This window comes from Streptomyces dysideae, from assembly GCF_001514305.1.
Lineage (GTDB): Bacteria > Actinomycetota > Actinomycetes > Streptomycetales > Streptomycetaceae > Streptomyces > Streptomyces dysideae.
This window is the reverse complement of sequence record NZ_KQ949128.1, coordinates 1-12,268: the sequence shown is the minus strand read 5'-3', so window position 1 is coordinate 12,268 and position 12,268 is coordinate 1. Positions and strand designations below refer to the sequence as shown.

General features: G+C 69.8%; 10 protein-coding genes and 2 pseudogenes. 2 read left to right on the top strand and 10 right to left on the bottom strand.

Going from position 1 to position 12,268, the window contains the following annotated elements:
* Positions 1–80: 80 nt before the first annotated feature.
* From AQJ91_RS44825 to AQJ91_RS44815, 3 genes are read right to left on the bottom strand one after another with little or no spacing between them, the layout of a single operon-like run.
* On the bottom strand, positions 81–893 hold the full coding sequence (locus tag AQJ91_RS44825) for an NADPH-dependent F420 reductase (protein ID WP_079085681.1): 813 nt from the start codon (positions 891–893) through the stop codon (positions 81–83).
* Positions 894–942: 49 nt separating this feature from the next.
* Positions 943–1,155, bottom strand: a complete 213-nt coding sequence (locus tag AQJ91_RS44820) for an EF-hand domain-containing protein (RefSeq protein WP_067034908.1) — start codon at positions 1,153–1,155, stop codon at positions 943–945.
* A 47-nt stretch (positions 1,156–1,202) separates the two neighbouring features.
* Positions 1,203–2,117, bottom strand: a complete 915-nt coding sequence (locus AQJ91_RS44815) for a helix-turn-helix domain-containing protein (RefSeq protein WP_067034905.1) — start codon at positions 2,115–2,117, stop codon at positions 1,203–1,205.
* On the opposite strand from AQJ91_RS44815, the pseudogene AQJ91_RS44810 reads away from it, so the two are divergent.
* Positions 2,116–2,840 (top strand): annotated as a pseudogene (locus AQJ91_RS44810) (N-acetyltransferase family protein). The gene AQJ91_RS44815 and the pseudogene AQJ91_RS44810 overlap by 2 nt on opposite strands.
* Before the next feature lie 9 nt (positions 2,841–2,849).
* Here the strand turns inward: AQJ91_RS44810 and AQJ91_RS44805 are convergent.
* The 7 genes and pseudogenes from AQJ91_RS44805 to AQJ91_RS44775 all read right to left on the bottom strand — a co-directional run bounded on the left by AQJ91_RS44805 (position 2,850) and on the right by AQJ91_RS44775 (position 9,824).
* Positions 2,850–3,455, bottom strand: coding sequence for an ADP-ribosyltransferase (locus tag AQJ91_RS44805; protein WP_067034902.1), 606 nt, complete (start codon positions 3,453–3,455; stop codon positions 2,850–2,852).
* Positions 3,456–3,532: 77 nt separating this feature from the next.
* The gene (locus AQJ91_RS44800) at positions 3,533–4,711 is read right to left on the bottom strand and encodes a YncE family protein (protein WP_067034899.1); all 1,179 of its coding nucleotides are present in this window, start codon (positions 4,709–4,711) and stop codon (positions 3,533–3,535) included.
* Positions 4,711–5,196: pseudogene (locus AQJ91_RS44795) on the bottom strand (polysaccharide deacetylase family protein). Before AQJ91_RS44795 ends, AQJ91_RS44800 begins: the two are co-directional and overlap by 1 nt.
* 126 nt (positions 5,197–5,322) lie before the next feature.
* Positions 5,323–5,826 carry an ATP-binding protein gene (locus AQJ91_RS44790; RefSeq protein ID WP_067034896.1) on the bottom strand — a complete coding sequence of 168 codons (504 nt, stop codon included), beginning with the start codon at positions 5,824–5,826 and terminating at the stop codon, positions 5,323–5,325.
* Between the two features lie 284 nt (positions 5,827–6,110).
* A complete protein-coding gene (locus AQJ91_RS44785) occupies positions 6,111–6,878 on the bottom strand; it encodes an enoyl-CoA hydratase/isomerase family protein (RefSeq protein WP_067034893.1) in 768 nt (255 codons plus the stop codon).
* 306 nt (positions 6,879–7,184) lie between these two features.
* Positions 7,185–8,447: a L,D-transpeptidase gene (locus AQJ91_RS44780; RefSeq protein ID WP_199848195.1), complete on the bottom strand. Its 1,263-nt coding sequence runs from the start codon at positions 8,445–8,447 to the stop codon at positions 7,185–7,187.
* 165 nt (positions 8,448–8,612) lie between these two features.
* A complete protein-coding gene (locus AQJ91_RS44775; RefSeq protein WP_067034890.1) occupies positions 8,613–9,824 on the bottom strand; it encodes a L,D-transpeptidase in 1,212 nt (403 codons plus the stop codon).
* A 152-nt stretch (positions 9,825–9,976) separates the two neighbouring features.
* Here AQJ91_RS44775 and glgX point away from each other — a divergent pair, with 152 nt between their 5' ends.
* A complete protein-coding gene (gene glgX, locus AQJ91_RS44770) occupies positions 9,977–12,265 on the top strand; it encodes a glycogen debranching protein GlgX (protein WP_067034888.1) in 2,289 nt (762 codons plus the stop codon).
* The last annotated feature ends 3 nt before the right edge of the window (positions 12,266–12,268 follow it).

The window sequence follows — 12,268 nt, the reverse complement described above, 5'->3', positions numbered from 1 at the left end:
CTCAAGACACCACGTGACGGATCGCTGTGACAGCGGGTGACGCGGATCACTCCACAGGCGTGGGGCGGGACGGACCGGCGCTAGCCCCGGAACTCCGGCTTGCGTTCCGGCGACGCCTCGGCCAGTGCCTTCGCCACGTCGGCCACGCCCGCCCGCAGGCCGTACACCGGCGTGTCCGGCTGCTGGCGCCAGGAGTCGTCGAGGCCACCCGCGTCGACCGTGTCGAAGCCGAGCTCGTCGATCAGGTCCCGTACCTTCCGCTTCGCCGCCTCGTCGTCGCCGGCCACCGGGAGGGCCATGCGGTCGAGGGCGCCGGCGGGGCGCGGGCGGTCCAGGATGTCGATGGCGTACGTGCCGTTGAAGGCCTTGATCACGGGGTGCCCGAGCTGCCGTTCCGTCCAGCGGCTCTCGGTGAGGCCCTCGTCCTCGATGCCGGCGATCCTGCCGTCCCGCTGCTGCGGGTAGTAGTTGCCGGTGTCGATGACCGCGACGCCGGGCGCCGCCTCGTCGAGGATGCCGGACGGGAGGTCCGGGACCGCCTTCAGGGGGATGGTGATCACGACGACCTCGGCGCCGCGCGCGGCCTCCTCGACCCTGACGGGGGTGGCGCCGGTCTCCGCCGCCAGTTCCGTGAGCGTCTGCGGGCCGCGGGAGTTGGCGACGGAGACGTCGTGGCCGAGGGCGGTGAGCCGCCGGGTGAGGTTGCCGCCGATGTTGCCCGCGCCGATGATTCCGATCTTCATGCCTGACTCGCCTTGCCCTTCGGTTTTGCCGATCCTGCCGGGCAGCACCAACCCCGGGGGCCGGCTGGCTATTCCGGCCCCGCCGCCATTCGGGTGCGCCTCGAAGGACCGGCATGCTCGCGGCCTTCCTGCGCACCGCGCGCCCCGCATGACGAAGGGGTGCCCGTCCGCAGTCGGCCGGGCACCCCTTCCGCTCGCGTCACTTGCTCAGGTACGTCCAGAACTCGTCGAACGACAGCACCTTGTCGCCGTTGAGGTCGCGGGTCTTGATGATGACCTCGGCGACCGCCTCGGTGACGTTCCAGTCGCCCTCCTGGGCCAGGGCGGTCTTGAACTCGGCGGCGGTGATGACGCCGTCCCCGTCCGTGTCGATCCGCTCGAACTGCTTGCGCGCTTCCTCGATGTCCGGCACCGGTCCGCCCCTTCGTCGTACGTACTGTCGTGTTGACGCAGGTCAGATTAACCGGCGAGCCGAGCGCGCAGTGCGGCGACCACCCAGGCGAACTCCCCCTCGTACGACGGCTGGGGCTCGAGGCCGTTCAGGATGGCCGACAGTTCGCGGTACCGGGCGAGTTGCAGGTTCGAGCCCGCCTCGAGGCGCTCGAGCACGGCGGACCGGTCGGCGTCGCCGAGCAGCCCGGCCAGCACCTCCTCGGCCTCCGGTGCCTCGGGTGCGATGCCCTGCCGCAGCGCCTCGCCGGAAAGCTGGATCAGCCGGCTCATGAACCACAGGGACGTACCCGCCGGGACGTCCGGACCCCGGTCTGCCGCGTTGAACTCGATCGCCCTGCGCATCAGCACGCGGAAGTCCGGGTTCTGGATCAGCTCGGCGAGTTCGACCCACGCGTCCACCTGCTCGGGGGTGGGATCGTCCGGCAGGTTGGCGGCCGCGAACCTCAGCCGGGTGCGGATGTCAGGATCCGCAGTGTCGAGCCCCTCGAAGATCTCCGCCATGAAATCCTCGACGATCCGCCTCCGCTCGGCCGCCGACAGCCGTGCCAGTTTGTTCATCAACGTCATCTCCTCTGCGGTCGAACCGCGTCGCGCCACGGTCGACAGCACCGCGCGGGTCACCTTCAGCGACCGGATCTGCGCGTCCAGCGCCGCCACGTGCGCGGCAGCGACCTGCGCGACCGTCGCCTCACCGGCCAGCACCTTGCGTACGTCGTCCAGGCCGAGGCCCAGTTCGCGCAGGGTGCGGATCAGCTCCAGGCGGGCGACGGACTCGGCGTCGTAGAGCCGGTAGCCGCCGGAGGAGCGCGTCACGGGGTGCAGGACGCCCTCGTCCGACCAGTAGCGGATGGTGCGTACGGTCAGGCCGGTGGCCCGGGCGAGCTCGCCGATGGTGAAGAGTCCGGTGCCGTCGTCGATCATGTCTGCGAGTGTGGGCCTTCCAGTGGGTGGAGACTCAAGGAGCGCGGTGACGGGGACCTTGCGGGACATTCTGGACGCGGCCGCGCAGGGTGTCTTCCCGCCGGCGGACGGGCGTACGACCGTCGTGCCCCAGCCCTCCCACCGGGACTCGGGCGTCCTCGCGTTCACCGCGCACTCGGTCGTCTTCACGGACGAGGATCCGATGGGGGTCCCCCCGGCTCGAGCGAAGCCGAGAGTTGGGGGAGGGTGTACGACACGCTCGCCGCCATCGACTGCGACGCGCTCGCCGCGACGATGAACGCCCGGTTCCTGGCGGCCTTCGCGGACCGTACAGGGCGCGGGACGGACACCATCGACGTGATGACGGTGGGTTCCCCGCTGCCGGGCCGGCCGACGCCGGCGCTGCGGGAGATCGAGGATCCCGGGCATCCCCGGGTGGTCAGTTCCCGCAGGCGGCGTGACGAGGTGCGGGTGTGGGCCGCGGACGGCGGTGTGCTGGTGCTGGGGCGTGGTGTCGCCGGGCGGCTGGAGGTCGCGGTCGAGGTGGACGACGGCGTACGGCACCGGGGACTGGGGCGGGCCCTCGCGTCGGCGGCCCGGCAGTTGGGCGGGGGCGAGGCGGTGTGGGCCCAGGTTTCCGCGGGGAACGCCCGCAGTCTGCGGGCGTTCCAGGCGGCCGGATATGCGCCGGTGGGGTCGGAGGCGTTGTTCCTGGCCCGGTAGGGACCGGCGTCAGTGCCAGGGCTCGTAGTACGGGTTGCTCTCGCAGTCGCTCATGATCTCGACCTTGGTCTTCTTGTCGACCGGGCAGACGCCGATGATGTACTGCCGCGCGATACCGCCGGGGAAGGCGACCTCGACCTGGTCGGCCCACTTGTGGGTGTCGCCGATGGTCTTGTTGACGTCGACGCCGCCGGGGGCGTCGACGTAGTAGTTGTAGCCGGCCTTCCACCACGTCTTGTACAGGTCGTGGTCGTACGACGTGGACACGTACGGGGAAGGCTGGTTGACCAGGACGTACTTCTCGATGTCGTACTGGCCGTTGATCACGTCCCTGGGATGGAAGCCCTGTTCGAAGACGGTCTCCGGGCCGCGGCCGTCACTGCGGTAGAGCGTGCCGCAGGTGGTGCGCCAGGCCGGCTCGGGGGTGATGCGGTCGACGTCGACGCGCGGGTCGGCGGCGGCCTCGACGGGGTCGTCGAACCGGGGACAGTCGGGAGCGGCGGCGGCCTTGGCGGGCGCGGGGCTCGCGGGCGCCGTGGCGGCCGAGGTGGTGAGGACGGCGGCCAGGGACAGGACGGTGGCAGCGGCCCGCCGCCGCAGACGAGTTGTGATCATGGGGAGCACACTTCCGGTTCCGCGGCGGCGGGTTGGGGATCATCACTCGATCGGCGGCGTGTCCAACTTCCCGTCCGTCAGCGGAAGATGCCGGTGTGGCCGAGGGAGTAGCGGCCCGGCTGCGGGTAGACGGCCAGGCCGTGCGGGCCGCTGCCGACGGGGATGCGGGCGAGCTGGTTGCCGGTGCGGGTGTCGATGGCGTACACCTCGGCGTCGTAGCGCCCGGACAGCCACAGCACCTTGCCGTCCGCGGAGACGCCGCCCATGTCGGGGCTGGCGCCGTCGGGGAGGTGCCACTTCTTGGTGAGCTTGTTCCGGGTGAAGTCGAAGACCGAGACGGTGCCTTCGCCGCGGTTGGACACGTACATCTCGCGGGAGTCGCGGCTGACGTAGAGGCCGTGGCAGCCCTTGCCGGTGGGCAGGAGCTTCGGCTCGGTGAACTTGTCACCGTCCAGGACCCACATGCCGTTGGCCATCATGTCCGCGATGTAGAACTTCTTGCCGTCCGGGGAGAGCTTCACGTCCTGCGGCATCGCGCCGTCGAACGGGAGCTTCTGCTGCCCGACGACCTTCATCTTCTCGGTGTCGACCTTGAGCAGCTCGCCGCTGAACTCGCAGGAGACGATGAAGTACCTGCCGTCCAGGGAGAAGTCGGCGTGGTTGACGCCGTAGCAGGTGACCGGCTCGGTCTTGATCTGCTTCATGGTGTGCGGGTCGCGGAAGACGAGTTCGCGGTCGAGAGAGGCCATGACGACGGCGTACTTGCCGTTGGGCGTGAAGTAGAGGTTGTACGGGTCATGCACCTCGACCGGCTTACCCGCCTTGCCCGTCTTCGGGTTGATGGGCGTGAGGGTGTGGCCGCGGTTGTTGTTGACCCACAGGGTCTTCATGTCCCAGGAGGGGACGACATGCTGGGGCTGGCGGCCGACCGCGATCGTCTCGATGATCTCGTAGGTCTTCGGGTCGATGACGGAGACCGTGTCGGACTCGGTGTTGGGCACGTAGACCCGGGAGGGGAAGTCCTTGACGACCGGGGAGAGTTGGTTGGGGCGGTCGGCGGCGTAGACGTCCTTGGGGTCGAGGACCGGTGGCATCCCGGGCAGGCCCTGGACCGGTTTCTTCCTGGGCGGCGACGGTACGGGCGCCTGGGTGGAGCGTGATTCAGCGGCCTCGTCCCTGGTCTGCGTACCGCAGGCGGCGAGGGCGGTGAGGACGGCGCCGGCGAGGAGGGCGCTCTTGAGGGCGTTGCGGTGCATCAGCTGAACAGCTCCGTGGTGGTCACCGCGCGCAGTCCGCGACGGTCGGTTCTTCCTGTACGGCGGGGAGGGCGGCGACGGTGTCCGCGTAGCCGAAGTGCAGGCTCACGATGGATCCGTGGCGTACGTCGGCGAGGGTCCGCCTCGGGCATCGCGTTGATGTCGAGGTGGCGGTGGGTGTGGTTGCCGAGGTCGTGGCCGGCGTCGCGGATGCGGTGTGCCAGGGCCGGGTGGGCGTCCAGCCAGATGCCTACGGCCAGGACGGTGACGTGGGCGCCGTGGCGTTCGGCCTCGGTGAGGAGGGCTTGGGCGGTGGCCGGGTCGCCCTGGCCGTGGAAGGTGAGGGCGATGCGGGGGTGGAGGCCGGCCTCGGGATGTGCCACGGCACTGTTCGTGGCGCAGCCGGTGGGGAGCGTGGCCGCGGCGGTACGTGCGGCTCCTGCGCGTAGCGCCCTGCGTCGGTCGGTCGGGGTCACGCGCCCCATTTAAGGGGCGGTTGGGTAAAAAAGGGCGATTGGACCGATCTGCGGCTTGTCCTGTCCCAGGGGGATCCGCCCCCTGGACCCCCGGCCTATGTCCACCCACCACCCGACTCGGTCGGGAAAAAGGGTTCAGCGGTCCGCCACCCGCATCTCGAACCATGTCGTCTTGCCGCGCGGCAGCAGGTCGACGCCCCACCTGTCGGACAGCTTGTCCACCAGGAACAGGCCCCTCCCGCTGACGTCCATCGCCTGGACCGGCAGCAGACAGGGCAGGCCGCGGGACGGGTCGCGGACCTCCACCCGGATCCAGCCGCGGCGGCGGCGCATGCGCAGGCCGAAGACCCGGGCGCCGGTATGGCGGACGGCGTTGCCGACCAACTCCGAGACCAGTAAGACAGCGTCTTCCGTCATCTTGGGGGTCAGGCCCCACTGGCGGAGGACGACCACCTGGGCCAGTCGGCGGGCCGTGGCGGCGGACTCGGGGCGGGACGGAAGCGGAACCTCTGACTCCGTCGGGTTACCGAACAACTCCAGCGCCTTCAACGCGTGTTCGTCCTCGACCGCCGGCGACCAGCGCGCCGCGGTCGCACGGCTGTGTCCCCGCGGCTGTTCGATACCCTCCAGCCCCGCCATGCCCCCATCATGGCCGCCCGGGGCGCCCTCCGGGGCCGTTCCTGCGGAATACGCCCCCCTGAAGCTCTCATTCCGCGCAATCCGGTTGACATATGCCAGTGGCATTTCAGGGTCGTCGACAACCCATCTAACCTGCGACGAAGGCTCAGCTGCGGGCAATCGACAGGCTCCCTCGACAAGACACGCTTAAGGTTGCCTTAAGGCTCCCATAAAGCGCCCCATCGAGGGACCCGGATCAGACACCGTGTCAATTGCAAGTGGTTCGGGGGAGTTTCACCGACGACTTAGAGGAACTTCGCCTTGCCCGGGCCCTCCTCCACGAAGCTTCGCATGCCCCGCTCCCGGTCCTCCGTCGCGAACAGGCCCGCGAACCATCCGCGTTCCACCGCCAGGCCCGTCTCGATGTCCGTCTCCAGGCCGGTGTCGACGGACTCCTTCGCCGCGCGCAGCGCGATCGCCGGGCCCTGCGCCAGCTTCGCGGCCCAGGCGTGCGCCTCCGCGTACACCTCCTCGGGGGCCACCACACGGTCCACCAGGCCGAGCGTCTGCGCCTCGTCCGCCTTGACCATCCGGCCCGTGAAGATCAGGTCCTTCGCCTTCGACGGGCCGATGAGGCGGGCCAGGCGCTGGGTGCCGCCCGCGCCGGGGATCAGGCCGAGCAGGATCTCCGGCTGGCCCAGTTTGGCGTTGGCCCCGGCGATCCGGTAGTCCGCGCACAGCGCCAACTCGCATCCGCCCCCCAGGGCGTAGCCCGTCACCGCCGCCACCACCGGCTTGGGGATGCGGGCCACCGCCGTGAACGACTCCTGGAGGGCGCGGGCCCGCAGGACCATCGCGGCGTGGTCCATGGCCTGCATCTCCTTGATGTCCGCGCCGGCCGCGAACACCTTCTCCCCGCCGTACAGCACCACCGCCCGCACGTCGTCCCGTCGGCCCGCCTCCTCGGCGAGCTCCTTGAGCCTGTCCTGCGTGGCGATGTCCAGCGCGTTCATGGGCGGGCGGTCGAGGCGGATCGTACCGACGCCCTCGGCGACTTCGAGATTCACGGTCATGCAGGCAGGTTAACGGGGACTAACGGCCACGGGTCGGGTGCGGTCGATCACACTCGGCCGGGGGTCTGGGGGTTGCCCCCAGACAGACACAGCACGGGGACTAACGGCCACGGGTCGGGTGCGGTCGATCACACTCGGCCGGAGGTCTGGGGGTTGCCCCCCAGACAGACACAACACGGGGACTAACGGCCACAGGTCGGGTGCGGTCGATCACACTCGGCCGGAGGTCTGGGGGTTGCCCCCCAGACAGACACAACACGGGCATCAACGACCACGGCCCCGGTGCCGTGCGTCAAAGGCGAACGCTCACGCCTTCCACTTCTCCCACGGCATGTTCCAGCCGTTGAACCCGTTGTCGGGCGCCACCGTCGCGTCGTTGGAGTTCTTCACGACCACCACGTCACCGATCATCGAGTGGTTGAAGAACCACGCGGCCGGCACGCCGCTGTCGTAGCCACCGCGCACGTCGCGCAGGCCGATGCAGCCGTGGCTGGCGTTGTAGTTGCCGAAGGCGCCGCCGCCCCAGTAGTTGCCGTGGATGAAGGTGCCGGAGGTGGTCAGGCGCATGGCGTGGGGTACGTCCTTGATGTCGTACTCGCCCTTGCCGTCGGCGTCGGTGTAGCCGACCGTCGCGCCGTTCATACGGGTCACGGTGAGCCGCTCGCTGATGACCATCTGGCCGTTCCAGGTCTCCATACCGGGCTTGCCGGTGGTGACCGGGATGGTCTTGACGACCTTGCCCTCCTGCATGACCTTCATCGTGAGCTTCTTGACGTCGACCACGGAGACCTGGTTGCGGCCGATGGTGAAGGCGACGGTCTTGTCCTGCTTGCCGTAGACGCCGTCGCGGCCTTCGACGCCGTCGAGGTTGAGGTCGACCGTCACCTTGGTGCCGGCCTTCCAGTACTTCTCGGGGCGGAAGTCGAGGCGGTCGTTGCCGAACCAGTGGCCCGCGACCTCGACGGCCGGCTCGGTCTTGATGGTGATCGCCTTCTCGACGTCCTCGGGGTTGGTGATACCCCGGGTGAAGCGGATCGAGAACGGCATCCCGACGCCGACCTTGGAGCCGTCCTCGGGCGTGAAGGTGCCGATGAAGGTGTTCTGCGGTGTGAGGGTGGTGAAGCCGGAGTCCTCGGCGGCCTCACGGCCCTCGGAGTCCTTCGCGACCGCGTGCACCGTGTACTTGGTGGCCGCGGCCAGATGGGTGGACGGCGTCCAGGTGGCGCCGTCCCCGGATATCTTCCCGTCGATCTTCGCGCCCTTGGCGTCCTTGACCTCGACGGTGGTCAGCTTGCCCTTCGCGGCACTGACCTTGAGGGCACCGCTGGTGTCGACGGACTTGGCGCCGTCCTTCGGGGCTATGGTCACGACCGCCTGCGACTGCCTGGTCTCCGCGGCGGCGGATTCTCCGGCCTCCTTGCCCTTCGCGTTGCCGGACCCCGGGTCCGAACCGCCGCCTCCGCCACAGGCGGTGACGACCAGCAGCACCCCGAGCAGTAGCGCCGGCAGTCCCTTGCGGCCCCGCCCGCGTGCGTCAACCGACGCCCCCGATATCGGTCGCACGTTCAAGTTCTCTCCCCTCGCCGGGCCTCGTCGGACCCGCACCCCCGCGCGTCTCCACGCGCACCGGCGCATATTAACCACAAGGTCAGGGCCGTCGGCGCCGTCGGATTGTCACCGTTCCGTACCGACTGACCTCGGCGGACAGATGAGTCAACCCGCCGGCCTGTCCCGTTACTTCACTGCACTACCCGTCTTCCATGCCTTCCAGCCCATATTCCACCCTCCGAGGCCATTGTCAGGAGCGATCTTTTTGTCATTGCTGTGGACGACCTCGACGATGTCGCCGATGAGGCTGCGGTCGAAGAACCAGCCCGCCGGGGTGTCCGAGCTGCCGCCCTTCACATCCCTCAGTCCCACGCACCCGTGGCTGACATTGGCCTTCCCGAAGGCGTGCGGCGCCCAGTAGTTGCCGTGCAGGAAGGTGCCGGAGTCGGTGAGGCGCATGGCGTGCGGGACGTCCGGGATGTCGTACTCGCCGCCGAAGCCGACCGTGCGGCTGTTCATGCGGGTCATCTCCAGCATCTCGGTGACGACCATCTTCCCGTTGTACGTCGTCGTCTTCGGGGCGCCCGCCGTGATCGGCACGGTGGCGAGCAGCTGGTCGTCCCGCCGCACCTCCATGGTGTGCCTGGCGGCGTCGACCAGGGAGACCTGGTGGCGGCCGACGGTGAAGGAGAACGTCTTGTACTGGAGGCCGTAGACGCCGGGCGCCCCTTCCACATCGCGGAGTCTCAGCGTCACCGTCACCTCGGTGCCGGGCTTCCAGTAGTGCTCGGGGCGGAAGTCGAGGCGGCCCTTGCCGAACCAGTGGGGGCGGATCTCCACGGCCGGCCTGGCGGTGACGTGGACGGCGCGTTCCACGGCGGCGCGGTTCTCGATCTCGCGGTTGAACTCCAGGGAGACGATCATGCCGGTGCCGACGGTGGAGCGGTTCTCGGGGCTGACGTAGCCGATGAACCGTTCCTCGGGGACGTACGTGGTGAAGGTCGTGTGCCGTGCGGAGCGCCTGCCGTACCCGTCCAGGGCGACGGCGTCGACCGTGTACCGGGCGGCCAGTGCGAGCCGGTGGTCGTCGGGCTCCCAGCGCAGGCCGTCGGCGGAGATGTGCCCGCGCACCGGGGTCTCCTGCGCATCCTGGGACTTGACCACCTTCACCGACTCCAAGCGTCCACTGGGCACCCGTACCAGCAGCTTGTCGTCGGGCCGTACGGCCTTGTCGCCGTCGTCGGGAACGATCCGGATGGCGTCCTCGGGCGCCGGGGGTTTGCCGAGTCCGCCGACGCCGCCGGGCTCTGAAGTACAGCCGGCCAGCAGTCCTGCCCATGTCAGTACGGCGGCCAGTGCGGCCCCCGCGCGCCGTGCGCGCCCTTGTGCATGCCTCACGAGGTTCCCAACGACCGGGCATGCCCCCGGGAAACGTGAGTGCGACCCAAGCTCTGGGCAGAACAGTGGGGAGGACGACGAGATGGGGAGCCGCGATCGGGACATCGTGCGCCCTTCTAGCGGTCGTGTCACCGAGCCGTAGGAGGCTGAGGGTGTCCAGCGCAGCCGAGCAGGAGGCGGTCGCCGCCGCAGAGGAGCGCCCCGCCGCCGCGGTGAACGGCGCACCGCGCAAGCCACCGGCCGTGCCCGTGTGGCCGGGTGCGCCGATGCCGCTGGGTGCCCGGTTCCGGGTCGGGCCCGACGGGGTCGCGGGCACCAACTTCGCGCTGTGGGCGGGCGGGGCGGAGGCGGTCGAGCTGTGCCTCTTCGACGAACAGGGGAAAGAGACGAGGGCCCGGCTGTCCGAGCTGACGCACGAGATCTGGCACGGGTTCGTGCCGGGCGTGATGCCGGGCCAGCGCTACGGCTACCGGGTGCACGGCCGCTGGGATCCGTGGACCGGCGGCCGCTGGAACCCGGCGAAGCTGCTCCTCGACCCGTACGCGCGCGCCGTGGACGGCGACTACGCCTCCTTTGGATTGCCACCCGAGTTGTACGGGCATGTCCGCGACTGGCCGCAGCAGCAGGTCGCGGACACCGTGCGCGACGACCGGGACTCGGCTCCGTACGTCCCGAAGGGCGTCGTGGTCCACGATGACGCCATCGACGACGAATGGATGGACGACCGCCGCCCGAAGACGCCGTGGGCGGACTCGGTGATCTACGAGGTGCATGTGCGCGGCTTCACGCAGCTGCACCCCGGGATTCCGGAGGAGCTGCGGGGGACCTACGCCGGGCTGGCGCACCCGGCCGCCGTCGAGCACCTGGTGAAGCTGGGTGTCACGGCGGTGGAGCTGCTGCCGGTGCAGCAGTTCGCGCACGAGGACCATCTCCTCCGCAAGGGCCTGCGCAACTACTGGGGCTACAACTCCATCGGCTACTTCGCCCCGCACGCCGCGTACGCCGCCTCCGGTACGACGGGGCAGCAGGTCGGCGAGTTCAGGCGCATGGTGCGGGCGCTGCACGCGGCCGGGATCGAGGTCATCCTCGACGTGGTCTACAACCACACGGCGGAGGCGGGCGAGCTGGGCCCGACGCTGTCGCTGAAGGGCATCGACAACCGGGGGTACTACCGGTTGCAGTCGGACGCGCGCCGCTACGCCGACTACACGGGCTGCGGCAACACGCTGCACGTCGTCCAGCCGCATGTGCTGCGGCTGATCACGGACTCCTTGCGGTACTGGGTGACGGAGATGGGGGTGGACGGCTTCCGCTTCGACCTGGCGGCGGCGCTGGCGCGCTCCATGCACGACGTCGACATGCTGTCCCCGTTCCTGGCGGTGATCGCGCAGGATCCGGTGCTGCGGCGGGTGAAGCTGATCGCCGAGCCGTGGGACGTCGGGTCGGGTGGCTATCAGGTCGGGGCGTTTCCGCCGCTGTGGACGGAGTGGAACGACCGGTACCGGAACGCCGTACGGGACTTCTGGCGGGGTGCGCTGCCGGACGTACGGGATCTGGGGTACCGGTTGTCCGGGTCCAGCGATCTCTATGCGTGGGGTGGGCGGCGCCCGTACGCCTCCGTCAACTTCGTCACGGCGCACGACGGTTTCACGCTGCGGGACCTCGTGTCGTACGAGCGCAAGCACAACGAGGCGAACGGCGAGGGCAACCGGGACGGCACCGACGACAACCGGTCGTGGAACTGCGGGGTCGAAGGGGAGACCGACGAGGAGCGGGTACGGGCGCTCCGGCGGCGGCAGTTGAGGAACCTGCTGACGACGCTGTTGCTGTCGACGGGCGTGCCGATGCTCGTGGCCGGGGACGAGCTGGGGCGGACACAGCGGGGCAACAACAACGCGTACTGCCAGGACAACGAGATCAGCTGGGTGGACTGGGGACTGCTGGAGGATCCGGGCTGGAAGGCGCTGTTCGACCTGACCTCCCGCCTGATCGCCCTGCGCCACCAACACCCGGTGCTGCGGCGGCGGGCGTTCTTCTCCGGGCGGGCGCACTCGGTGGACGGGCTGCGGGATCTGGCGTGGTTCACGGCGCGGGGTACGGAGATGACGGAGCAGGACTGGTACGCGCCGGCGGCGACGCTCGGTATGTATCTGTCCGGGCGGGACATTCCGGGGCGGGACGGGTGGGGGGCGCCGATCGTCGACGACAGCTTCCTCGCCGTACTGCATGCCGGGGACCGGCCGGCGAGCTTTGTGCTGCCGGGGCCGCCGTGGGCGGAGGGGTACGAGGTGGTCGTCGACACGTCGCGGGAGGAGCAGGGGGAGGCGCCGGGGGTGGTGCATCGGGCGGGGGCGGTGGTGACTGTGGCGGCGCGGTGTGTGCTGTTGCTGCGGGTGGTCAGTGGTGCCGACGGGAAGGCGCCATCTGACCGACCCCGATGAGGA

Excerpts from the sequence above, each read along its gene's own strand:
- AQJ91_RS44825 (WP_079085681.1), bottom strand. The coding sequence starts at position 893 with ATGCGGGGCGCGCGGTGCGCAGGAAGGCCGCGAGCATGCCGGTCCTTC.
- AQJ91_RS44815 (WP_067034905.1), bottom strand. The coding sequence starts at position 2,117 with ATGATCGACGACGGCACCGGACTCTTCACCATCGGCGAGCTCGCCCGG.
- AQJ91_RS44805 (WP_067034902.1), bottom strand. The coding sequence starts at position 3,455 with ATGATCACAACTCGTCTGCGGCGGCGGGCCGCTGCCACCGTCCTGTCC.
- AQJ91_RS44800 (WP_067034899.1), bottom strand. The coding sequence starts at position 4,711 with ATGCACCGCAACGCCCTCAAGAGCGCCCTCCTCGCCGGCGCCGTCCTC.
- AQJ91_RS44790 (WP_067034896.1), bottom strand. The coding sequence starts at position 5,826 with ATGGCGGGGCTGGAGGGTATCGAACAGCCGCGGGGACACAGCCGTGCG.
- AQJ91_RS44785 (WP_067034893.1), bottom strand. The coding sequence starts at position 6,878 with ATGACCGTGAATCTCGAAGTCGCCGAGGGCGTCGGTACGATCCGCCTC.